General features: G+C 39.8%; 21 protein-coding genes and 1 tRNA gene. 15 read left to right on the top strand and 7 right to left on the bottom strand.

Going from position 1 to position 24,069, the window contains the following annotated elements:
• Positions 1–52: 52 nt before the first annotated feature.
• Positions 53–1,567 carry a 2-isopropylmalate synthase gene (locus IGI50_RS11480; RefSeq protein WP_438777002.1) on the bottom strand — a complete coding sequence of 505 codons (1,515 nt, stop codon included), beginning with the start codon at positions 1,565–1,567 and terminating at the stop codon, positions 53–55.
• A gap of 605 nt (positions 1,568–2,172) precedes the next feature.
• Between IGI50_RS11480 and IGI50_RS11475 the strand changes: the two genes are divergently transcribed.
• A complete protein-coding gene (locus IGI50_RS11475) occupies positions 2,173–3,834 on the top strand; it encodes a peptide ABC transporter substrate-binding protein (RefSeq protein WP_438777001.1) in 1,662 nt (553 codons plus the stop codon).
• Positions 3,835–3,879: 45 nt separating this feature from the next.
• On the opposite strand, the gene IGI50_RS11470 is transcribed toward IGI50_RS11475, so the two are convergent.
• Positions 3,880–4,224 (bottom strand): DUF3899 domain-containing protein, encoded by a 345-nt coding sequence (locus IGI50_RS11470; protein ID WP_438777000.1) that lies wholly within the window; start codon positions 4,222–4,224, stop codon positions 3,880–3,882.
• 314 nt (positions 4,225–4,538) lie between these two features.
• On the opposite strand from IGI50_RS11470, the gene opp3b reads away from it, so the two are divergent.
• The 5 genes from opp3b (at position 4,539) to IGI50_RS11445 (ending at position 9,965) form a co-directional block, all read left to right on the top strand.
• Positions 4,539–5,480 carry an oligopeptide ABC transporter permease gene (opp3b, locus tag IGI50_RS11465; protein ID WP_010745747.1) on the top strand — a complete coding sequence of 314 codons (942 nt, stop codon included), beginning with the start codon at positions 4,539–4,541 and terminating at the stop codon, positions 5,478–5,480.
• Complete coding sequence (gene opp3C, locus IGI50_RS11460; protein WP_010745748.1) at positions 5,480–6,514, top strand: oligopeptide ABC transporter permease; 1,035 nt, start codon at positions 5,480–5,482, stop codon at positions 6,512–6,514. The genes opp3b and opp3C overlap by 1 nt, the downstream gene beginning before the upstream one ends.
• A gap of 6 nt (positions 6,515–6,520) precedes the next feature.
• A complete protein-coding gene (locus IGI50_RS11455) occupies positions 6,521–7,567 on the top strand; it encodes an ABC transporter ATP-binding protein (protein ID WP_222225720.1) in 1,047 nt (348 codons plus the stop codon).
• A 27-nt stretch (positions 7,568–7,594) separates the two neighbouring features.
• A complete protein-coding gene (locus IGI50_RS11450; RefSeq protein ID WP_438776999.1) occupies positions 7,595–8,548 on the top strand; it encodes an ABC transporter ATP-binding protein in 954 nt (317 codons plus the stop codon).
• A 457-nt stretch (positions 8,549–9,005) separates the two neighbouring features.
• The gene (locus IGI50_RS11445; RefSeq protein ID WP_438776998.1) at positions 9,006–9,965 is read left to right on the top strand and encodes a hypothetical protein; all 960 of its coding nucleotides are present in this window, start codon (positions 9,006–9,008) and stop codon (positions 9,963–9,965) included.
• A 155-nt stretch (positions 9,966–10,120) separates the two neighbouring features.
• Here IGI50_RS11445 and IGI50_RS11440 read toward each other — a convergent pair whose 3' ends face one another.
• The 3 genes from IGI50_RS11440 to IGI50_RS11430 form a co-directional block, all read right to left on the bottom strand.
• Positions 10,121–11,218, bottom strand: coding sequence for an LPXTG cell wall anchor domain-containing protein (locus tag IGI50_RS11440; RefSeq protein WP_438776997.1), 1,098 nt, complete (start codon positions 11,216–11,218; stop codon positions 10,121–10,123).
• A 214-nt stretch (positions 11,219–11,432) separates the two neighbouring features.
• Complete coding sequence (locus IGI50_RS11435) at positions 11,433–12,611, bottom strand: LPXTG cell wall anchor domain-containing protein (RefSeq protein ID WP_438776996.1); 1,179 nt, start codon at positions 12,609–12,611, stop codon at positions 11,433–11,435.
• 444 nt (positions 12,612–13,055) lie between these two features.
• A tRNA-Lys gene (locus IGI50_RS11430) sits at positions 13,056–13,128 on the bottom strand.
• Positions 13,129–13,285: 157 nt separating this feature from the next.
• Here IGI50_RS11430 and IGI50_RS11425 point away from each other — a divergent pair.
• The 7 genes from IGI50_RS11425 (at position 13,286) to IGI50_RS11395 (ending at position 20,467) form a co-directional block, all read left to right on the top strand.
• Positions 13,286–13,834 (top strand): DUF1836 domain-containing protein, encoded by a 549-nt coding sequence (locus IGI50_RS11425; RefSeq protein ID WP_438776995.1) that lies wholly within the window; start codon positions 13,286–13,288, stop codon positions 13,832–13,834.
• Entirely contained in the window at positions 13,827–14,681 is an 855-nt protein-coding gene (locus IGI50_RS11420; protein WP_010745756.1) for a DegV family protein, read from the top strand. The genes IGI50_RS11425 and IGI50_RS11420 overlap by 8 nt, the downstream gene beginning before the upstream one ends.
• A 235-nt stretch (positions 14,682–14,916) precedes the next feature.
• On the top strand, positions 14,917–15,621 hold the full coding sequence (yycF, locus tag IGI50_RS11415; RefSeq protein ID WP_010745757.1) for a response regulator YycF: 705 nt from the start codon (positions 14,917–14,919) through the stop codon (positions 15,619–15,621).
• A gap of 2 nt (positions 15,622–15,623) precedes the next feature.
• Positions 15,624–17,453 carry a cell wall metabolism sensor histidine kinase WalK gene (walK, locus tag IGI50_RS11410; protein WP_010745758.1) on the top strand — a complete coding sequence of 610 codons (1,830 nt, stop codon included), beginning with the start codon at positions 15,624–15,626 and terminating at the stop codon, positions 17,451–17,453.
• Positions 17,450–18,763: a YycH family regulatory protein gene (locus IGI50_RS11405; RefSeq protein WP_010745759.1), complete on the top strand. Its 1,314-nt coding sequence runs from the start codon at positions 17,450–17,452 to the stop codon at positions 18,761–18,763. Before walK ends, IGI50_RS11405 begins: the two co-directional genes overlap by 4 nt.
• The gene (locus tag IGI50_RS11400) at positions 18,764–19,609 is read left to right on the top strand and encodes a two-component system regulatory protein YycI (RefSeq protein WP_010745760.1); all 846 of its coding nucleotides are present in this window, start codon (positions 18,764–18,766) and stop codon (positions 19,607–19,609) included.
• 48 nt (positions 19,610–19,657) lie between these two features.
• A complete protein-coding gene (locus IGI50_RS11395) occupies positions 19,658–20,467 on the top strand; it encodes an MBL fold metallo-hydrolase (protein ID WP_010745761.1) in 810 nt (269 codons plus the stop codon).
• A 47-nt stretch (positions 20,468–20,514) separates the two neighbouring features.
• On the opposite strand, the gene IGI50_RS11390 is transcribed toward IGI50_RS11395, so the two are convergent.
• Positions 20,515–21,135 (bottom strand): NAD(P)-dependent oxidoreductase, encoded by a 621-nt coding sequence (locus IGI50_RS11390; protein ID WP_438776994.1) that lies wholly within the window; start codon positions 21,133–21,135, stop codon positions 20,515–20,517.
• A 78-nt stretch (positions 21,136–21,213) separates the two neighbouring features.
• Positions 21,214–21,858 (bottom strand): lysostaphin resistance A-like protein, encoded by a 645-nt coding sequence (locus tag IGI50_RS11385; protein ID WP_438776993.1) that lies wholly within the window; start codon positions 21,856–21,858, stop codon positions 21,214–21,216.
• 199 nt (positions 21,859–22,057) lie between these two features.
• Between IGI50_RS11385 and groES the strand changes: the two genes are divergently transcribed.
• Both groES and groL read left to right on the top strand, forming a co-directional pair.
• Positions 22,058–22,342: a co-chaperone GroES gene (gene groES / locus IGI50_RS11380; RefSeq protein ID WP_438776992.1), complete on the top strand. Its 285-nt coding sequence runs from the start codon at positions 22,058–22,060 to the stop codon at positions 22,340–22,342.
• Positions 22,343–22,364: 22 nt separating this feature from the next.
• The gene (gene groL / locus IGI50_RS11375) at positions 22,365–23,993 is read left to right on the top strand and encodes a chaperonin GroEL (protein ID WP_010745765.1); all 1,629 of its coding nucleotides are present in this window, start codon (positions 22,365–22,367) and stop codon (positions 23,991–23,993) included.
• Positions 23,994–24,069 lie beyond the last annotated feature (76 nt).

The raw sequence follows: 24,069 nt of genomic DNA, 5'->3' as shown, positions 1-24,069 counted from the left end.
TCTGCTCCTATCCATATCTCATTTCTAATTGACTAGTGAATCAATAATTGGGTTAGTTTCTTTGTTTTAAGTGATTGCTCGCTTGTACGTAAGCTTTGGCTGATGCGTGCAGCACATCGAAATCGACACCAATGCCGCGAAACTCATCTTTCGTTTCTCTATCCAAAAGGGTCACGCGAACTTCAGCCTGAGCATCTTCACCACCGGTCAACGCCTGAATCTCATAGTCCGTTAACTCAGGGTCTTGCTGGAACAGTTCATCGATGGTGTTATAAATCGCCTGAATGCTGCCTGAGCCAATTTGAGAGGCAACTTTTACTTCCTCTTCTTCATCGACGATTGAGACGATAGCGCCTTGATAACCATTTGAGCTGTATTGAACCTGAACGTCTGTCAGCTTGTATTTCTCCGTTTCTTCCCTATATTGATCCGCAAGCAGAGCAACCAAATCTTTGTCAGTAATTTGCTTTTTCTTGTCGGCCAAGGCTTTGAATCGTTTGAAGGCCTCTTTGCTGTCGGCATCATTTAATTGATAACCTAGTTCCTCTAGTTTCGCATTGAATGCGTGGCGCCCTGATAATTTTCCAAGCGGCAGAGAATTTTGATTCACGCCGACAAGAGTCGGAGTAATAATTTCGTAGGTTTCGGGATTCTTCAATACACCGTCTTGATGGATGCCTGATTCATGAGCGTAGGCATTGTCACCAACAATGGCTTTGTTTTTCGGAACTGGAATGCCTGAAAGGCGTGAAACCAATTCGCTGGTTCGTTTTGTTTCATTTAATACAATAGAGGACTCGCACTGATAGAAGTCTTTACGAATGGCTAACGCCAAAGCGACCTCTTCTAATGCGGTATTGCCTGCTCGCTCACCGATGCCATTGATGGCACCCTCTACACGATTTGCCCCATTTTCGATCGCTGCCAGCGCATTTGCCGTCGCCATACCCAGATCATCGTGACAATGAGAGGAGAAGGTGATTTCTTGATCGCTGTGGATATTTTCAATCAATGATTTAAAGATCGCGCCATATTCCGTGGGATTTGAATAGCCAACGGTATCCGGTACATTGATGATCGTAGCGCCAGCATCAATAGCGGTTTGTACCGCTTCTAATAGGAAGCCTTTTTCTGTTCTCGAAGCATCTTCCGGAGAAAACTGTACTTTCATAAACAAGCTTCGTGCATAGCTGACGTGCTCTTTAATAGAAGAAAGAACTTCTTCTCTCGACATTTTCAGCTTGTATTGCATGTGAACGTCACTTGTAGCTAAGAAAACGTGAATTTGAGGATCGACCGCGTCTTTTAATGCTTCATAGGCTCTATCGATATCTTTTTTCTGACAACGTGCCAATCCGGTCACTGTCATCGTCTTTACTTGACGGGCGATATTTTGTACTGCTTCAAAGTCGCCGGGGGAGGCGATGGGAAATCCCGCCTCGATGACATCAACCCCCCATTTTTCTAATTGAAGCGCGATTTGAATTTTTTCTTTCGTATTAAAATTTACTCCTGGTGTTTGTTCACCATCTCTTAATGTGGTGTCAAAAAATTGAATCTTTCTCATTTTTACTCCTCCTTCATTCAAAAACGGGTATAAAAAAAGCACTCCATCGGAAAAGAACCATTTTCTTCTCCGATGCAATGCGAATAGGGACTTTATGAAATATTTTTCAGAAAGTCCCAGCTATAATAATAAAGTTGCGTTGAAAGACCTATTTGATTTCATCATGGCAACCACCCGTTTATTGTCAGAATTTTTTAAAAATTGTTGTATACATCGTATAAAAAAAGAAAAGAAAAGTCAATACGATTATGAAAAAAAGATGAGAAATATTTTTAATAAATCGATAAGGGATTAAAAATTCATTTGATGAAATTCTAAAAAGGAAAACTTTGAGCAGTTTTTAACTAGCACGAACAACTGCTAGTTTCTACCATGAATATGTGAGAAAAAAGGGCTTTGAACAAATATTTAAGGTGTTTTTATTAGAATAAAAAAATTTTAATAGGGAAATTGTTGGATTCACAAGTTTTCTTAGGCTTTTTTCAAAAAAGTAAAAAGATTATTAGAGCATATGTGTTGATTTATTAAAAATAAATGATTAAACTACTCGACATATTCAGAACTTCATAATTATTCTGAAAATTGAATCAAAAGGGGAAAAAGATATGAGGAACAAATTAGCTTACGGTATTATCGCGGTTTGCGGGCTCGCTTTGGCGGGGTGTTATGGCGGCAGTAGTGCTTCAACTGATGAGAGCAGTTCAAGCGCAAAAGCAAAAGACAACGGCACATTCAATTTAGTGGTTCAACAGGAAATGCCGACAGCCGACTTATCTGTAGCGACAGATACAATTAGTTTTACTGCACTTAATAATGTTTATGAAGGTATCTATCGTTTGGATATGGACAATAAACCGCAGCCAGCAGGTGCCAGTGAAAAAGTTAAGGTCAGCGACGATGGTAAGACCTATACAGTGAAGTTAAGAGAAGATGCAAAATGGTCAAACGGTGATCCTGTAACAGCTAAAGATTATGTCTTCGGATGGCAACGAACAGTCAAACCAGAGACAGCCTCAGAATACGCGTATCTTTTCGAACCAGTGGAAAATGCGGCGGATATTTCTGCCGGTAAAAAAGCTCCTGAAGAACTAGGAATCAAAGCAGTGAATGATCATGAGTTAGAAATCAAGTTGGCAAAGCCTACACCGTATTTTGATTACCTATTGGCATTCCCATCCTTCTTTCCACAAAATCAAAAAGTGGTAGAAGCAAATGGAAAAGAGTATGCCACTAAGAGTGATAAATCTGTATACAATGGACCTTTCACATTAGAAGGCTTTGATGGTCCCGGAACAGATACTGAATGGGAATATAAGAAAAATGATACTTACTGGGATAAAGACGAAGTGAAATTATCTAAAGTAAAAGTCAATGTAGTAAAAGAATCTTCTACATCCTTGAATCTATTCAAAGATGGCGAAGCAGATGATGTGATCCTATCTGGTGAGTTGGCGCAGCAAAATGCGAATGATCCAGCATACAAATCCTTCAAAGAAGCTCGTACTAGCTACCTTGAATACAATCAACGAAAAGAAGATTCACCATTTAGAAACGAGAACTTACGTAAAGCAATTTCTTACGCGATCAACCGGAAATCCTTAGTCAACCAAGTTTTAGGAGATGGATCAGTTGTTTCGACGGGGTTAGTCCCATCAGGTATGTCCAAAAATCCTAAAACAGATGAGGATTTTGCAAAAGAAGCAGGCAATTTAGCTCCTTACGATAAGGAAAAGGCGAAAGAGTATTGGGACAAAGCGAAGAAGGAATTGAAGATCGACAAGCTATCGTTTGAATTAATGGCTTCAGATACTGATTCCTCTAAGAAAGTCATTGAATACATGCAAAGTGCGTTGGAAGAAACACTACCAGGAATCACAGTGAAACCAACTCCTGTACCATTTTCAGTTCGTTTGGATCGTTCAAATGCTGGGGACTTTGATGTTTTACTAGGCGGCTGGGGTGCAGACTATGCGGACCCATCAAGCTTTACTGACTTGTTCGTAACAGGAAACTCATATAACCGCGGTCGCTGGAGCAATGAGGAATACGACAAGGCAGTTGAAGATTCAGGGAATAAAGATGCTAGCGATGAGGAAGCTCGTTGGGATGATTTACAAAAAGCCAATGAGATTATCTCTAAAGAATCTGGTGTCGCACCGCTTTATCAATTATCCGAAGCACATTTAGTTAACGAGAAGGTCAAAGGAATTGTTCACCATCCAGCTGGCGCTTCTTGGGACTACAAATGGACTTATGTAGAGGAATAATTAGACAAAAAAAGAAGTTGGAACGAACCTCGTTCCAACTTCCTTTTAAATCATTGTCAGCAATGCACAAATGATTGAAGAACCGATCAAAATGGCTGCAATGATCAACCAAAAAGAATATCGTCCCTGTCCAACATGGGAGAGAGGCTGAAATTCTGATTTTTTCTTTTGTTTTCTGCCAAACGCTTGATGCATCGAATGCTGAAAATGATCGAAGAAGCCTGAAGAAAAAATCCAAAGCAGGATACCAACGATTAAAAAAGGCAATCCAGTTAAAAAAAATCGGTTAGATAGAATCAATAAAGAAAGCGACCCTTGAATAAGCGAGTAGATCACAATAAGCACAATCAAGCCGCTGCTGATTCCAATGGGAAATAAATTATTTTTCATACATACACTCCAATAATTAATGAGTAACACTCTTTAAATAAAAATGATTCATACGTTCTTCCTACTCTAAACCAAAACAAAAGTAGAAGTCAAAATTTAAGAACGAATCATAAAAAGCTTTTTCTGAAATAGAACAGAATGATATACGAGCTAAAAACAACGCTCGTTTTTGTAAAAAATGAATACATTAAAATGAATTAGGATGTCAGTTCCCCTTACTGCTTTAGCAGATTAGCGGAATGATATACGTGATGAAAATAAAACTCATTTTTTGTAAAAAAATGAATACATTAAAATGAATTAGGAGGCACCTCATGGGCAGTTATTTGAAATATTTTTTAAAGCGTGTCTTTTTCATGTTGATTACTTTATGGTTGATTGCCACCATCACATTTTTCTTGATGCAATTATTACCAGGGACACCTTATACCAATCAAGAACGATTGAGTCCTGAAACGATTGCGATGCTGAATAAGCAGGTGGGGCTAGACAAACCCGTCATCGTGCAGTACGGAATTTATCTATCAAACCTAGTACAAGGAAACTTTGGTATTTCTTTCCAATTCAAAAATCAAGCCGTTGCCGCACTATTAGCAGGGCGCATCGGACCTTCCTTGCAATTAGGGTTGCAGGCAATCGTATTTGGTACTTTTGTCGGGATCATCTTAGGAACGATTTCCGCCATGAAACAAAACTCATGGGCAGATACGGCATCCACTTTAGTCGCGATTTTAGGTCGCTCGATTCCCAACTTTGTTTTTGCCGTTTTGCTACAATACATTTTTGCTATGAAATTACGTATCTTGCCGATCGCAAAATGGGAAGGTTTTGCTTACACCATTTTACCGACATTGGCATTAGCGATGTCGCCTTTAGCTGATTCCGCACGCTTTATTCGAACCGAAATGGTGGAGGTTCTTCATAGTGATTATGTGGAGCTTGCACGAGCTAAAGGATTGAGTAGATGGGAAATTGCCTTCAGACATGGATTGAGAAATAGTTTGATCCCGTTGATGACATTATTAGGACCATTAGCCGTCGCGTTAATGACAGGATCGTTAGTGGTCGAGAATATTTTCGCTATACCTGGTATCGGAGAGCAATTTGTAAAATCAATTATGACCAATGATTATCCAACGATCATGGCTGTAACGATTCTTTACTCGTTTATGCTAGTCTTTGTTATTCTGGTCGTCGATCTTCTTTATGGTTTAGTTGATCCGCGTATTCGTCTATCAGAAGGGAGTAAGAGCTAATGGAAATGAAATATCCTTCAATCGTTGATATTCCCGCTGATGAATTTCAACCCTTACAAAAAAATACCGAAAAGGAACGCGAAGAAATTGCGACACCTTCGTTGAATTTTCTGCAAGACTCTTGGCGCCGCTTAAAGAAAAATAAGGCGGCAGTCATTTCAATGATCCTATTGGCTATAATTATTGTCGTCTCCATTGTGACGATCTTTGTTTCGCCACAAGACCCAAGCAAGCAAAATGTTGATTATATTAATTTACCGCCTCGAGTTCCTGGTTTGAACATTGACGGCCTAAATGGAAAAACAATGGTGGCTGGTGAATTGGTTGATAAATATGCTCAAGCAGATGTTCCTAATAACGTGAATTATCTGTTGGGAACGGATGGTTTAGGACGCGATGTATTAAGTCGTTTGTTTATGGGAACAAGAATTTCATTGTTGATCGCTTTTATCGCAGCTTTATTCGATATCACGATCGGTGTTGCCTATGGTTTGATTTCTGGAATGCTGGGTGGAAAAGTCGATAATGCGATGCAGCGTTTCTTGGAGATTCTTTCTGGAATCCCCAATCTAGTAGTCATGATTTTAATGCTGGTTGTTTTTGAACCGGGGATTTTTTCAATTGTAGCAGCGATGGCTATTACTAACTGGATACCCATGGCCCGAATCGTTCGAGCCCAGACCCTCAAGCTGAAGGATCAAGAATACGTTTTAGCGGGGATGACCCTGGGCGAGTCGAAATGGAAGATTGCGTTCAAGCACATCATTCCGAATATCTCCAGCGTGATTATTATTCAAATGATGTTCAGCATTCCAACAGCTATTTTCTTCGAAGCCTTCCTAAGCTTTATTGGTCTAGGGTTAACACCGCCAGCCGCTTCACTAGGAACGTTGTTGAATGATGGCTATAAAACATTCCTGTATTTGCCATACTTGTTATGGATTCCAGCGGTTACTATTTCGCTGATCATGATCTGTTTCAATCTGTTAGCCGATGGTCTACGTGACGCATTCGATCCGAAAATGAAAGAGTGACAATCTATGGAAAAAATTTTAGAAGTGAAGAATTTGAATATTTCATTCGATACGTACGCCGGAAAGGTCCGTGCGATTCGTGGAGTGGATTTTGAGTTGAATAAAGGGGAAACCTTAGCGATCGTAGGAGAATCCGGCAGCGGAAAATCCGTTACTACCCGTACGATCATGCGCTTGCTTTCTAGTAACGCCAACATTGATGAGGGGCATATTTTATTTAAAGGGCAAGACATTGTTGATAAATCTGAAAAAGAAATGCAGAAAATTCGCGGACGTGAGATCGCAATGATCTTTCAGGACCCTATGACATCCCTAGATCCCACCATGACAATTGGTAAGCAAGTGGCAGAATCTTTACGCAAGCACAAGAATGTTTCTAAAAAGGAAAGCTTGAAAGCTGCTTTGGATTTATTGAACTTAGTTGGAATTCCAGACGCAGAAAAACGGTTGAAAAACTATCCCCATCAGTTTTCTGGGGGACAACGTCAACGAATCGTGATTGCCATTGCCTTGATCTGTAATCCTGAAATCCTGATTGCCGACGAACCGACAACAGCTCTTGATGTAACGATTCAGGCACAGATTTTAGAGCTGCTAAAAGAAATCCAAGAAAAAATCGAAACCTCAATTATTTTCATTACCCATGATCTGGGAGTAGTTGCCAACGTTGCCGACCGAGTAGCTGTCATGTATGCAGGGAAGATTGTGGAGGTTGGTACAGCGGAAGAAATTTTCTATAATCCGCAACATCCTTACACATGGGGATTGCTTGGGTCCATGCCAACACTAGAAAGCGAAAGTGACCGCTTGTATGCTATTCCAGGTTCTCCTCCAGATTTATTGGACCCGCCAAAGGGCGATGCCTTTTACCCGCGTAATGAGTTCGCGTTGAAGATTGATGCAGAAATGGAGCCGCCGTTCTTTGAGCTTTCAGAGACGCATAAGGCTGCAACTTGGTTATTGGCTCCGCAAGCACCAGCAGTGACTCCTCCAGTTGAGATTCAACGGCGTTGGGATATTTTTCGCAAAAAGCAAAACCAATATTCCGCTTAATTTTTAGCGAGAAAATGGAGGATTAGGATGGAAAAGCGATTATTAGAAGTAAATAATTTAAAACAGTATTTTAATACCGGCACCAAAAATGAAGTTCGTGCCGTTAATGATGTAAGCTTTTATATTAATGAAGGGGAGACCTTTGGATTAGTAGGTGAGTCTGGCAGTGGGAAATCAACCACTGGACGAACAATTATTCGTTTGAATCAGCAAACGGATGGTGAAATTCTATTTGATGGGAAAGACGTAACGAAAATTCATGGGAAAGCGGATTTGACCGCCTTTCGCCGCGATGTACAAATGATTTTCCAAGATCCATACGCGTCGTTGAATCCACGGATGAAGGTTAAAGATATCATTGCTGAAGGAATTGACGTCAATAATTTAGCGAAAACGCCGAAGGAACGAGATAAAATAGTCAATGATTTATTAGAAACAGTCGGCTTGAATCCCAGTCACGGCACACGCTATCCCCACGAATTTTCTGGCGGTCAGCGTCAGCGAATTGGAATTGCCCGCGCGTTAGCTGTTCGTCCGCGCTTCATCATTTGTGACGAACCTATCTCTGCCTTAGACGTTTCGATCCAAGCTCAGGTCGTGAACTTACTACAGGATTTGCAAAAGGAACACAACTTGACATACTTGTTTATCGCCCATGATCTTTCAATGGTCAAACATATTAGTGATCGTATTGGAGTCATGAATAACGGCCATCTATTAGAAGTTGGAAGTAGTGATGAGATTTATCATTATGGGGTGCATCCATATACTGAAAGCCTGTTATCAGCTATCCCGATGCCAGATCCTGATCATGAGCGTCAACGACGACGAATAAAATATCAAACCGAACCTCACGACGGCAAAGCAAGAAATTTGCGTGAAATCGCACCTGGTCACTTCATTTATTCTTCTGAAGATGAAGTTGCATATTATAAAAAGAAGCTGCAACATTTGAAAAATGAGAAAGCAGTGGCCGTATAAAAAGGAAAGTCAAAGCAGATGTTTAGCCTGCTTTGGCTTTTTTTAGGTTAGCTTTTTCAAAGTACTCGCAATAGTTTTGATACCTAACCGTAGAACACAACTTTTTATCGAGAAAATCGATTTTTAATAAGTCTTCCTATATATAGAAGATAGTCAACTTTTACTAGATAAAATAATTCTATTTATTTTAAAAAAATACATAAAGGTTTCTTCTATTTGTTTCTCGCTAACGAAACTCTCCAAATAGTTATTTATTAAAGCTATTAATATGACTTTCAATGTAACTAATGAACGACAGAAGTTACTATCCAAAAGGTTTAAATAAATTATCATTAGTGAATACTTCATAGAACCTATTTACTTCATGGTTATTTTATGTATAAAATATTTTTGTGAACGGTTACATAAGAATCATTACTACAAAGGAATCAAAAACAACGGACGGAGGATGAAACGAATGAAAGAAGCATTGTTAGGGCAGCGACAAATTTTTGGTATGTTGAGAAAGAGCTTGGAAAAACGCGTGACTCAGCGCTATGAAGAAACAAAAAATGCGGCGGAGATCGTAGAGGCGGCAGTGGCTATTTTGGTACGTGACGCACTTTCTGTGGGGGATTTTTCCTACCTGTTCCCAGAGCTGATTCGTGAGATTTTTCTGACCGCTGCACCTAATGATACCTTGCGTCGTCATTGTGTTTATTTCCGCGATTATTTTGTAGGTGAAGAAGAATGGCAGACGGTCATTGATCGCCTGTTTAAGAGTAAAGAAGAATACCTCGAGCTTACTAAACAAGCTCATTCTTATAGGAAATTATTGATAAAGAGAGCCGCTGAGACCTTCGAGAAGACAGCGTTTCAATTTGATCTTGCGACGGTTTTTAAAGATGGCAACGGGAAAAGATACGCCTGGACATTGCGTGACACGAAACAGGTCCCGCACGGACAAGAAAGTGAAACGGCGGAAATATTGGAAATTTTGACGACCTTGACCATCTTCCAAGCGGGTAGCGTTCGTCGTTTTGCGGATTATGTGAAGTTCAAAAGTGTAAAAAACTGTATTGATACACAGCATGAGGCGATTCAACCAGAACAAGAAGAAACAGCTGAGTTGGAATCAACGGATGAAAAATGTCAGACTTCTGAGAGAAAAGAACAGCCTGAAGAGGAAACGGTGTTGACAGAACCTTCGAATGAAAATAAAAAACGCAAGCTGAACTATCAGGAGCTCGCTGATCAAATCGATGCGAAGTACCCGCTGCCTTGGGAGTTGCCACCAAATGATTCAGCCGCTGCAACGGCACATAAGCCCAAAAGCTTTGAAAGACGTCACGGCAAAACGCAAGAGGAAATTGATCAGGGACGAGAGAAAAGAAAATGGGAAAGGAAAGTTAAGAAACTATTGACTGGAAAGAGATAGCGATGTGCTTTTTTTGCCCATAGGGTTTATTCAGCGAGCCTTTAAAAAGCAAAAAACGAGCACATGCGTACTCGCTTTCACTAGTAGAATATTTTGGTTCGCTAAGTGAAAAATAGAAATCACTTAATATTGGTAAAGAAGGCAGTTTATTTGCTTTATTTCAATTGAGCACGTCGTTTCAGGAGAACTAAACCTGTTAGGAAGAATACAATGATTCCCATAATCGTTAGTGAGGCAGTCCGGCGTTCACCAGTTTTTGGGTATTCTTTTTGAGTAGTAGCTTGTGCATTATTCTTAACAACGCTAGTAGGATTCGTTGTGAGATTTTCAACGATTGGCTGCGTAGTTGTATCTATGTTTTGAATAGGTGCGCCGTTTTCGATAGGTGCATTTCCAGGTTGAGAGTCGTAAAGCCAACGAACAAGACCTGCAAATAGTCCATTTGCAGCACTTAATTGATCTTCAGCGCCACTAAGGTGATTCAAGATATGAAGCATTTCTTCATTTGAAAAATGTTGAATACCAGGATGAAGCACACGAAGATAATGTTGTAACTGATCTATATTTTTAGCTAATTCAACAGTAGTTTGAAAGTTATGGGGATTAAACACTAATGCTTTTTCAACTTCTGCCCAAGAAACTTCCTTATCTTTATAAATCATACGTAGAACTCGTACATAGCTGCCTAGATCCATGCCAGTAATATCGAAGTTATAACGGTTGAATAGTTTAAAGGCATTGGTTAGTTCTTGATCGCTGTAGCCCTTAAGTTCATTTTGATCGATTCCGTAATCTGTCCCAGTTAAATTTTCACGGATTTTTTCAGCTGTCCACTCTTTATTAAGACTTTCTTCCAATGCTGTTGGGGATTCTGACGTTTTTGCAGCAGCTTTTTGAGGTGTGATAGTATCAACTTTCTTCTTTTCTATTTCAGATGTTTGTACTGTTTCATCCTGTTTTTTCTCAACAGTGGCTGTTTCAGTCGTTGGAGTATCTTTTGCTACTTCGCTTTTTTCTGTTTCTTTGGCAGCAGTGCTATTGGTTGCTGCAGCTTGTTTTGTAACTGTTTCTTCTGTAGAAGCTTGAGAAGTGGTAGTAGGGAGTTGATCACCGGTTCCTGTTTCTGAAACCTGGTCAACGAATTGCTCTTGACTGGAACTTACGGTCTGGTAAGGGACACTATCGGAAGAATCTGCGAATGTAACAAGGGGGAAGTTTAATACCAACAAACTAAAAACAACCATTTTTTTCATCTAAATCACTCCTTAATATTTCTGTAACACAATTGTAACATAAGAAATATTTTTGTAAAGATAGAAAATGAAAGAATCAAAAAAAGTTTTTTATGGGACAAAATACAAAAAAGAATAATTCACCGTTTTTTTCTCTTTTCGCTCCAAAAAACCAGCCGCCTAAACCCTTGTTAAAGGATTTAAGCAGCTGGTTTGATTGAGTTACAATCCTATTTTAAATGCGAAACCGTCTTTCTAAAATTGCAAGACCTGTAATAAACAAGAATACAGTTCCGATGATTGTTAGCGGGAAGGTATTCGATTCGCCTGTTTTAGGATATTCTTTTTCCACGGTTGCTTGTTGTGCCTGAGCGGTATTGTCTAGAACATTAACAGAAATTGGGCTTGTTGTTATTGGAGAAATAGATTCAGTCGACAACGAAAGACTTTCGATTGGTGGTACAAGTTTAATCCCGTTTTCGTTTAAGTAATTTTCATCTTGAGAATTATATAGCCAGTGGAGGATACCTGCAAACAGCGGTTGTCCTTTACTCAGTTCTTCTTCGAACCCGCTGAGGCTGTTTAAAATTTGCAGCAATTCGTCATTTGTAAAATGACGAAGAGGCAAAAAGCCTTCTTTACTTGAATGAAGAGTTCGTAAGTAAAATTGCAATTGATCGATGTCTTTGGTTAATTCAGCAACGGTATCGTAATTAGAAGATACGAAGGTTAAGGCCTTCTCCACCTCTGGCCAAGAGAGTACGTTATCGCGGTAAACCATTCGAAGAATACGAATATAACCGCTCCAATCCATGTAAGTAATATCATTACTGTAACACGCAAGCAAATTGAACGCGTTCTCTAGTTCTTGATCTGTGTAGCCATTCAGCTCTGCTTGATCTATCTTAAATTGTGAATTGGTCAAGACTTCGCGAATTTGCCAAGTGTACTTCATTTCAGTAATGAGGTAATCCTCTTGGAAGGTTAGAAATGGCTTCGTTTTCTCAGCAATTTCCTCAGGGGTCACTTTCTTAGGAGCAACGGCTAAAGACCTATTTGCTACAGCTGTTGCTGAGGGGATTATTTTCACTTCAACGTTCTCAGAACTACTTGCGATCGCTTCAGTAGTTGCGGATTCTACGAATGCTTCATCGACAACAGGGGTTTCTTGCGGAGCAGTTAATTCTTCAGAATTTTCCACTTCACTTTCAACTGTGGGTTCAACCGAAGCCTGAGTTTCACTAGAAGCAGGTGCTTGGCTTTCAGATGTGACCACTTCAGATATAGATGTGCTTTCAGTGACTTGTTCTTGATCTGTAGTCGTCAATTCATCAGGAACACTCTCAAAAGTGTCGGCCAGAGCAGCAGTGGGGAAAATCAGTACCAATAAACTAAATAAAACAACCTTTTTCACGGGATCACTCCTTATTTTCATAGCTATAACGACAACGAAAATATCTTTTATAAAAACAATTTGATATGCTTTTCGAATATAAATATATCATATTATTATTATAAAAAGTCATTTTAATAGAAATATTTTAAAAGAAAAAGTCACCATTTACACTTCAGTCAAAACGTCAGATAACGTTAAGAGTGTACTGGTGACTCACTTTTCAATCTTTTAATCGGTTTGAAAGTTAAGTTCTTGTGGTGATGAAAATATGACATAATCAATAACTGGCTAGTGGGATAATCAACTCTGTTGCATCAGTCTTTGCTATTACGTAAAAAATTGTGTGCAGCAATTTATTTAATATGGAAACTTCCATAAAAACAAAAAAAGTCACCACGCACATTCTTTTCTAAACTACCGAAGTAGCCAAGAATGCACTGGTGACGTGGGTTTGGCACCCAATGGGCCGTGAGGGGCTCGAACCCGCGACCCGCTGATTAAGAGTCAGCTGCTCTACCAACTGAGCTAACGGCCCAAACAAAGTACTTTCATATGTTAGCACTGGAAAAATAAAAAAGCAAGAACAAAACTAAAAAAATTTATCTAAAAAGCGCTTCAATTATCTAGTTTTCGAAACTATATTGTATAATTACCGTAATTTTGATAAACTATCGTTGAGAGGAGTGTGAAAAATGGAAGAAACGAAACTCAGAACTTGGGCAGAAGAATTGAAAGAAGTACGCTTGCCTAGGTGGGAAGAGTTACCTGAACTAGAATTATATATGGATCAAGTCATCACTCTTGTTGACCGCTACCTATCGCCGTTGATGGAAGATGAAAAGCATCAGCTCTTATCTAGTGCGATGGTCAACAACTATGTTAAACATAAATTAATACCACCACCAGTGAAAAAAAGATATAACCGCAACCATCTAGCGTATTTAATTGCGATCACTTTATTGAAACAAGTATTTGCGATTCCAGATATCAATGAACTGATTCGCATGCAGCTGGCGATTAATGAACCGAAGGATGCCTACAATAGTTTTTGCAAAGTGCAGGAGGAAGCATTGCTGCAAGTAGCAAAGATTGTTTTAGGTGAAGAGGTGAATTTGACCCGCAGCAGCAAAGATTTTTATTATTTAGCGATGGAAAGCGCTATCGCGTCATTTACACAGAAGATGTTGGCTGAGAAGATTATTCAGTTGGATAAAGAGAAAGAAGGCGAAGTTGATGAGTGAGAAAATTGCAATCCTAGTTGACTCTGGGACGGATGTGCCAAAGGAAGTAATTGATAATGGACCCTTTTTTATGGTTCCGTTACGGATTATTTTTAGTGATCGAGAATATAGAGATGGGATTGATATCAGCTCTGATACGATTTTCCCATTAATTAAAAAAGAATTGCCGACGACATCTTTACCCGATGGGGAACTGATTCATAAAGTCTTTGATGAAATTAAGTCTCAAGGTTATACCCACGTAATAATTGTGACGATTTCTAGCGGTCTAAGCGGTACTTATAATGCGTTAAGAGTGTTGGGAGAGCATTATGAAGGGCTAACATTCCAATCAATTGATACCAAAAATGTGGGGATTGGCGCTGGTATTTTAGCGATTTACGCTGGCGACTTAGTTAAAGAAGGAAAATCATTTACGGAAATTATTACTGAAGTAGAAAGTAAAATTCCGAAGACTAAAATCTTTTTCAATGTGGATACGTTGGAATATTTGCAAAAAGGTGGACGAATTGGCTTAGTTTCCTCTTTACTAGGAAGCGCACTGAAATTGAAGCCAATCATTTCGTGCAATTCAGATGGTATTTACTACACGGTAGCGAAGGTACGCGGGCTGAATAAGAGCATCGACAAAACCATTCAACTAGTGAAGGAACACGTAGGCAACCATAAGCGCTTCAACTTAGCGGTAACCCAGGCGGATGCTCTAGAAACGGCTGAAAAAATTCGCGAACGGCTACACGAGCTATTCCCAACAGCCGAAAATATTTATTTTGGGAAAGTGTCTCCGGCGTTATCCGTTCATACTGGCCCTGGCTCCTTAGGGGTTGTTTGCCAAGTGCTTGATTAAATGTCAACAGAATTCAAGAGAATAAAGTGAACGTATGTAGACGGCTCACAGGCTCTCAAAAAGAATGTATGCATAGAAAGAAGGAGATGAACTCAGTTTGTCTCTTTTTTTCATTTTTTCTTAAGTAATAGTTGTAAAAAAAACGTCGTCTGTTTGAAAAGGTGAAACAGTATTGAAATTATTGTATAATGGTAAGGCGTACATACAATCCTATGAAGGTATGAGGTGACTCTTAGTGAAAAAAATTCTAGTAGTTGACGATGAAAAGCCGATTTCGGACATCGTGAAATTCAATTTAACCAAGGAGGGCTATGAAGTCTTTACTGCGTATGATGGTGAAGAAGCCTTAGAAAAAGTCGAAGAAGTAAACCCAGATTTAATTTTATTAGATTTGATGTTGCCTAAAAAAGACGGTTTAGAAGTGGCTCGTGAAGTACGCAAGACCCATGAAATGCCGATTATTATGGTTACGGCAAAAGATTCTGAGATTGATAAGGTCTTAGGGTTGGAATTGGGCGCGGATGATTATGTAACGAAACCGTTCTCTAATCGCGAATTAGTCGCTCGCGTAAAAGCAAATTTACGCCGTGGAGGACAAGCGCCTAAGGAAGAAGAACAGACAGCGCAAAGTGATTTGACAATCGGAGACTTGACGATCCATCCAGATGCTTACATGGTAACCAAACATGGAGATACAATCGAATTAACCCATCGCGAATTTGAATTGCTGCATTATTTAGCAAAACATATTGGTCAAGTGATGACGCGGGAACATTTATTACAAACTGTTTGGGGCTATGATTATTTTGGTGATGTCCGAACAGTGGATGTAACGGTGCGACGTCTGCGTGAAAAAATCGAAGACAATCCAAGCCATCCAACCTATTTAGTAACAAGACGTGGCGTAGGTTATTATCTACGAAACCCTGAACAGGAGTAAGTATGGAAAAGAAAGTCCGTTTTTATCGATCGGTCAATTTCAAGATTGCCTTTTCATTTATTTTGATTTTGCTGATTTCGATTGAGATTATCGGTGCTTACTTTATTAGAGGACTTGAAAAATCAACCATCAATAGCTTTACCAAAGACATGAATCAGCGTGTGTCGTTGTTAAGCACGACTCTGGGAGCGACAATGGCAGAGGATAGCGACAACGAAGCAGATCAGCTGCAGCGTATTCTCGAAAATAATACCGCCGCTGACATTGGTGAAATGTGGGTAGTAGATGATAAAGGGATCGTTGTAGCTACCAATGATGTAGGTCAAAAAGATACGATCGTTGGTAAAAAGAACGAGTACAGTGATATTGATGATTTTTCAATGAAACAATATGTAACACTTGATGACAATAATAAGCGGGTATATATCAATGTCCAACCTATTCAGTCCCCGACCGGCGATTCGGCTGTGATCGGGGCTCTTTATGTTAAGAGTGACATTGAACAAAAATATACCGAAATCAGTAATACCGCTTTGATCTTCTTTACCGCTTCGTTGATCGCAGGATTGATTTCGATCGTTGTCGCATTACTTGTCGCGCGATCGATCACAAAACCGATCAAAGAGATGCAAAAGCAGGCGGTGCGAATCGCTCAGGGGGATTATTCTGAAAAAGTAGACGTTCAAGGACACGATGAATTGAGTCAGCTTGCGGAAACCTTCAACAAGCTGTCTGATCGAATCGAAGATGCTCAAGATACGATGGAGGCTGAACGGAATCGACTGGATAGCGTCTTAACGCATATGACAGATGGTGTTATAGCTACTGATCGACGTGGGAAAGTCATCACCATTAATGAGATGGCGCTCTCCTTATTAGATACGACGAATGAAGAGGCGATCGGTCAGTCCATTCTCTCCTTGCTTGATTTAGAAGAGCAATATACTTTGAGAAAATTATTAGAAACACCAGAAGAAATTTTGATTACTCGCTCAAAACCAGATTCTGATGAAGGAAGCATGACCTTACGATCCGATTTCGCTATGATTCGGCGAGAGTCAGGCTTTATCAGTGGCTTGGTTGTCGTACTCCACGATGTTACAGAGCAAGAGAAAACCGCTGAGGAACGGCGCCAGTTCGTTTCCAATGTTTCTCATGAATTACGGACACCGTTAACCAGCGTTCGCAGTTATTTAGAAGCATTAGAAGAAGGTGCTTGGCAAGACAAAACAGTGGCACCAGAATTTATCCATGTGACGTTAGGCGAAACTGACCGTATGATTCGTATGATCAATGATTTATTGAATCTCTCACGTATGGATTCAGGCGCGCAGCAAATGGATCTTGAGCTGGTGAATTTCAATGAGCTGGTTGATTATATCCTGGATCGTTTCGATATGATGGTGAATAGCCAAGAGAAAAATTACCGCATCGTCCGTGAGTTCACCGAGCGAGATTTATGGGTGGAAATCGATACGGACAAGATTATGCAAGTAATTGACAATGTCATGAATAATGCAATCAAATATTCACCTGACGGCGGAAAAATCGAAGTTCACTTAATGGAAACACATAACAATGTGGTACTAAGTATTTCTGACGAAGGGTTGGGCATACCTAAGAAGGACCTAGAAAAAGTATTTGAACGTTTTTATCGCGTAGACAAAGCACGTGCGCGTCAACAAGGCGGTACAGGACTAGGTTTGGCCATCTCTAAAGAAGTGATGAAGGCCCATCAAGGTCAAATTTGGGTCGAAAGTGTTGAAGGTAAGGGATCTACGTTTTATATTTCTTTACCTTATGAACCTTATGAGGAGGATATCTGGGAATGAAACTATCAGAAAGAATCATCCGTGTAGCACTTTTTGCTCTGATACTACTCAGCCTCGTCTTAACGTACGCTATATGGCTTAGCCCTACTTCTAAAACAGCAGATATTAATACAAGCAAACAGACAGTAAAGAACGACCAAAATTATGCGAAGGCCACCGATGCTTTTTTACCTATACGAGGTATTTGGGACTTGTCCGACGGGAAATTTCAAACGAGCAGCGAGAACTTATTAGCTACCACGCAAGCACGTTTAACAGAAAGTACCTTTGGGCAGTTGCAGGAAATCGCTCAAGGCGAAGAAGAAATCAAAAACTATTATTGGTTAGACAGTGGCATCGAGCTGAACTATGAGGGCGGTTTTTCTTTGACTGAGTATATCAAGGTTTTTGATATGCCCATCAATTTGAACTCTTTGAAGGAAGCAGATAGTATTACCTTTTCAAAAATTCAAATCGATTTTTCAAAGAAGAAGATTCGCTTTTTGAATTATAGTAAGGACACTGTTTATGAAGCGACAATGTCAGGAGATTTTTCTGGTTTAGAAACCATCTACCAAAAAAATCAGGGAAAGTATCTACCAATGTCTGATGAAAATCCATTGATTCCTCGTTTGCTGCGAACCAAGGAGCGGGTTCGTTTAAAAAAATATAGTTACATTTTGACGACCCAATCCTATTCTCTCTTTAGAAATGCCTTCTTCCAAAATCCTGATCAAGCAAAAGGAGAGGAAGAAGAAAATGGGGCGCGATCATTTTCAAGCGGCCATGAGGAACTAATCATGGACGAACAAAAGCGCTTAGTGACATTTACTGGTGAGCTGCCAGAAGACTTAGCAAAGGAAAGCATCTATAGTCAAAGCTTTAACTATGTGAGTCGGTTAGGGACAGCCGTCGGGAACTTACGTTATTTTGATCATCATGATGGACAAGTAAATTACCGGATTTTTGTGGAAGGATATCCGATCTTCAGCCAAACCTCGAAAGGGAAAATGAGCGTAAAGATAGAGCATCAACCTAATGCTGCCACTCCGCAAATTAAAATTGAAACGAGTGTGGATACGGTTCAGGTGCCGATCCCTTCTGATGAAGAGGTTGAATTACCTAGTACCCTTGAAATTGAAAATAATTTAGCGGCGGTCGGGATAGATTTAACAAAAATACAAAGCTTTATTATTGGTTATACATGGCAAGATATCGATGGTGTAAATAAATTAGTAGCTTTAACTCCAGAATGGTTCGTCAAATATGACAACACTTGGTATCCTGCGAATCAGCTGATGCAAGGGAACCTAGAAATGGAGGCGAGCTAATTGGATTTTAGAAAAATTGAATGGATCTTTTTTCTCGTCTTTATCGGGTTGAATATTTTCCTTTTTAGTATCTATTGGAATAATCAGCATGAACAAAGCTTAGTCACAAATTCTAATCAAAGAGAAGACATCCTGCAGCGACTCGAAAATGATGATATCAGTGTTACGGATGAGGTAACGGATGATCATAAAGAGGGGTACTATTTAAGTGCCGAGCAAGATACATTCGAGTCATTAGTGAATGGAGACGCCGGTTCGACGATTTCAGGAATTTGGGATATCTCTGATAAAGTTCTAAGTAGTACGCCAACTGGAGACACAGATTTTGATTTAAAAAAAGCGACCAGCAGCTTCAGACGTCTTATGAAGGATAAACAATTCATTGTAGATGGCGAAGAATACACTTATCTGCCAGATATTTCTAAAAAGGACAATGAATTAGGAAAAATTGTAGGTGCACAGACCTATGAAGGGATTCCTTTTATTGATGAAACGTCTCGAGTGACGCTAGATATTGTTAAAAATGATGATCAGGAGCAGGTTTCGAAGTACACTCAGACGCGGTTAAAAGAGATTGAGCCACTGCGTGAAAAGATGACACTTTATTCTGAAAAAGAAATTCTGAATACACTGTATATCAATAATAATATTCCTAGTAAATCAACGATTACGAACATCTATCTAGGGTATTTTCGAACCCTCGAAGTCCGAGAGAAGAATGTCTATGTTCCCGTCTGGTTTGTCAGAATAAAGACGTCAGATAAGACGACGCAGATTGAGAAAGTCAATGCGTTGAATAATCAAGTGATTACAAACAATTTAGTTCCAAAGGTGGAAAATCCATAAAAAGGGTTGTATACTGAGGACAGTTTTAAAAGAGAGGACCAATTGCTCATGTTAGAGATGAATAATGCCTTCAATATCAGCATTTTAGCAAGCGGAAGTACTGGAAATTCATTGTATTTAGAAAGTCCGCAAAAAAGAATTCTGGTTGATGCTGGATTGAGTGGAAAAAAAATCACTTCGCTATTAGCAGAGGTCGATCGAAAACCTGAGGATCTAGATGCGATTTTAGTCACCCATGAACACCGCGACCATATTCACGGCGTTGGCGTTCTTGCACGAAAATATAAGCTGCCGGTGTATGCGAACGAGAAGACCTGGGAGGCAATGTCTCCTTTGATTGGAAAAGTAGACGTTGAGCAAAAGCACATTTTTGAAATGGGAAAGGTTTTAACTTTTGGGGATTTAGATATCGAAAGTTTTGGCGTTTCACATGATGCGGCGGCACCACAATTTTACCGCTTCTACAAAGATGGTCATTCATTTGTGATGCTGACGGATACTGGCTATGCGAGTGAACATGTCCGCGGAACAATTCGCGACGCAGACGCGTACTTAGTTGAAAGCAATCATGACTTAGAGATGTTGCGGATGGGGGCCTATCCTTGGAGCTTGAAGCAGCGAATTCTAGGTGACCGAGGACATTTATCTAATGATGATGGCGCCTTAGTCATGACGGATATTCTTGGCGATCGGACCAAACGGATTTATTTGGGACACTTGAGTAAGGAAAATAATATGAAAGAGTTGGCCCATATGACGATGGAGGAAACATTGACTCGTTATGATCTTGGGGTAAATCATCAATTTCAAATTTTTGATACCGATCCTGATAGTGCAACGGAATTATTCGCAATTTAAAAAATGGCAAGTCTGTCTTAGCAGGCTTGCCATTTTTTTGAGAAGACTCAACTGTACACGCTAAAGTGCTGATTGAGATGTCTAGGTTCGATGACTTCATCAATTACTGCGATCGCGTAATCAGCCATGCTGATCTCGCTTTTTCCTTCATCGTTCTTTTGTAAATGGTCATCACTGATTTGATAATGACCGGTGCGTGCTCCGTTTGGCACAAAGTTTGCCGCTGGACTTATGTAGGTCCAGTTTAACTGCTGAGCAGCTCTTAAATCCATAAATGCTTGATACATGTTATAAGCGGTTGGATAATAAACAGCTTTAGGATCAGAGACATCAATCATGCGGTGCTTCTCATCGATAAACAAAGAAGAGGCGCCGCCGACAACGATCAAGCGAGTATCCGTTCCTTGTAAAATAGTGCTGAGATGTTTTAGAGAAGTTTGATGAAGCTCCTCCTGCCCGTTAGGTGGACGAAAAGCGTCGATCACTACATCAAAAAATGCGACATCCTTCTTAGTAAGCTCGAATAAGTCTTTCACTAAAATTGGAACCTTTACCTTTAGCTTTTCTGGATGCCTTACGATGGCAGTAACAGCTAGGTCACGACTCGACGCTTCGTTCAAAATTAAAGAACCAGCATTTCCGGTGGCACCGATAATGGCTATTTTCATTAAAAAACCTCCTTAGACTATGTGTTGCCTTTAGTCTAAGGAGGTTTTTATAAAATAGCAAAGAATTCGAATCATCCATTACGAGGATTGAAGGGCTAATTGAGTAAGAATCACTAGGAGATTCATGCCTACATGAGTAATCATAGATGTCCAAATACGTCCACTATAGCGATACATGCCGCAGAACAAGAAGCCCAATCCGGCGTATAGCAGATAGTGACCATCATTGTGGGCAAAGGCGAATAGTGCTGAACTCAACAGTGCAGGTAAGAAGAAACCAAATCGTTTTTCTAGTGCGCCAAAGATGGCGCGGCGGAAAACAAATTCCTCCATAATTGGTCCAGCGATCGTTGTCGCTAAAATAAAAATCATATTGTTCATAATCAATTGGACGATATTTTGCGTATTTTGTGAAGAAAGCGATTGTCCAAGGAAGCGTTGTTCAATTTGTAAGAGAATCATTTGCAAGAGTAATGATGCAGGAATGCCAACGATTCCTATCAAAAGAGTAATCAAAAAATTCTTTTGTTGCTTCTCCAGCTCAAATACGCGTGATTTCAAACGATAAAATACCATTAATGCGGCACCGAGAAAGTAAGCCAGTGTCGTCAATTGGATGATCTGTGATGGATTTGCTTGAAAGACACGTAAAAAAGCAATAGGAGAAAACAGAACCAATCCATAAGTAAAGATGGTTATAAAGCTATATTTTTTTTCGCTCATTGTTTTTCCTTTCTAAACAGTTATTGTTCCCAAGTATAACACATTTTGAGGAAAAACTTCCCAGATAAAAAATCAGAAAAAGGCAAACGAAGGACTTGCAAAAAGAAACAAAAATGGTATTATAAGAATTGTGAGTTAGCACTCTTAGTTATCGAGTGCTAACGATTTGAAAAATCATTACTAGTTGGAGGGATCTATTGTGTTAAAACCATTAGGTGATCGCGTCATTCTTGAAGTTACTCAAGAAGAAGAAAAAACAGTTGGAGGCCTAGTCTTAGCTTCTGCAGCAAAAGAGAAACCACAAACAGCGAAAGTTGTGGCTGTCGGTGAAGGCAATGTGTTGGAAAACAGTCAAAAAAGTCCAATGCCAGTAGCTGTTGGTGATATGGTAATGTTTGAAAAATATGCTGGTACAGAAGTGAAATATGAAGGCAGTGAATACTTAATTATCGCTGCAAAAGATATTATGGCAATCGTTGAATAAAAAATAATGAGGTGAAAGAATCATGGCAAAAGATATTAAATTTTCTGAAGATGCGCGTGCAGCAATGCTTCGCGGTGTAGACAAATTAGCAGATACAGTAAAAGTAACATTAGGGCCAAAAGGACGTAATGTTGTTTTAGAAAAATCTTATGGTTCACCATTAATTACAAATGACGGTGTGACCATCGCAAAAGACATCGAATTAGATGATCATTTTGAAAACATGGGCGCAAAACTTGTTTCTGAAGTTGCTTCTAAAACAAACGATATCGCTGGTGATGGAACAACGACTGCAACAGTTCTTACACAAGCAATCGTTCGTGAAGGCTTGAAAAACGTTACTGCTGGTGCGAACCCAATGGGCATTCGTCGCGGGATTGAATTGGCTACAAAAGCGGCAGTTGAAGAACTACACAGCATTTCTAAAGAAGTAGATTCAAAAGATGCGATCGCACAAGTTGCTGCAGTTTCTTCAGGTAGTGAAGAAGTTGGTAAACTGATTGCTGAAGCAATGGAAAAAGTTGGCAACGACGGTGTTATTACTATTGAAGAATCAAAAGGGATCGATACAGAATTAGATGTCGTTGAAGGAATGCAATTTGATCGCGGCTACTTGTCTCAATACATGGTAACAGACAATGATAAGATGGAAGCTGCTTTAGAGAATCCATACATCTTGATTACTGACAAGAAAATTTCGAACATTCAAGATATCTTGCCATTGTTAGAACAAGTCCTACAACAATCTCGTTCATTATTAATCATCGCTGATGATGTAGATGGTGAAGCATTACCAACATTAGTATTAAACAAAATCCGTGGTACCTTTAACGTTGTTGCTGTTAAAGCTCCTGGTTTTGGGGATCGCCGCAAAGCAATGCTTGAAGATATCGCCATTTTAACTGGTGCAACAGTGATCACAGAAGACCTAGGCTTAGATCTTAAAGAAGCAACAATCGAAAACTTAGGTACTGCTGGTAAAGTTGTCGTTGATAAAGACAATACAACAATTGTTGAAGGTGCTGGCGATAAATCTGCTTTGACTGACCGTGTTGAAATGATCAAACGCCAAATTGGTGAAACAACTTCTGATTTTGATCGTGAAAAATTACAAGAACGTTTAGCTAAGCTTGCTGGTGGAGTAGCGGTAGTGAAAGTCGGCGCAGCTACTGAAACGGAATTGAAAGAATTGAAACTACGCATTGAAGACGCGTTGAACTCTACGCGTGCCGCTGTTGAAGAAGGTATTGTTTCTGGTGGTGGTACAGCCTTAGTAAACGTGATCAAGAAAGTGTCTGATTTAGATGCTGAAGGCGATGTAGCGACAGGGATCAAGATTGTTGTACGTGCTTTAGAAGAACCTGTTCGTCAAATTGCTGAAAATGCTGGTTTCGAAGGATCAGTAATCATTGATAAACTGAAAAATGCTGACCGTGGCACTGGATTCAACGCTGCTTCTGGCGAATATGTAAATATGATTGATGCGGGTATCGTTGACCCAACGAAGGTTACTCGTTCAGCTTTACAAAACGCAGCATCTGTTTCAGCATTATTATTAACTACTGAAGCCGTTGTTGCTGACAAACCAGTTGAAGGTGGCGCAGCAGCTGCTCCAGCAATGGACCCTTCAATGATGGGCGGCATGATGTAAGATAGAAGTTCTTCTATAATTACTCGTTGCTTAAAAGATGAAGACCGTGACTTTTGTCACGGTCTTTTTGTGTTCA

Origin of the sequence: Enterococcus sp. DIV0170, assembly GCF_051710765.1 — a bacterium.
GTDB classification, from domain to species: domain Bacteria; phylum Bacillota; class Bacilli; order Lactobacillales; family Enterococcaceae; genus Enterococcus_A; species Enterococcus_A raffinosus.
Note: the sequence above shows the minus strand (reverse complement) of the source record. Positions and strands in the feature narration are given on the sequence as shown.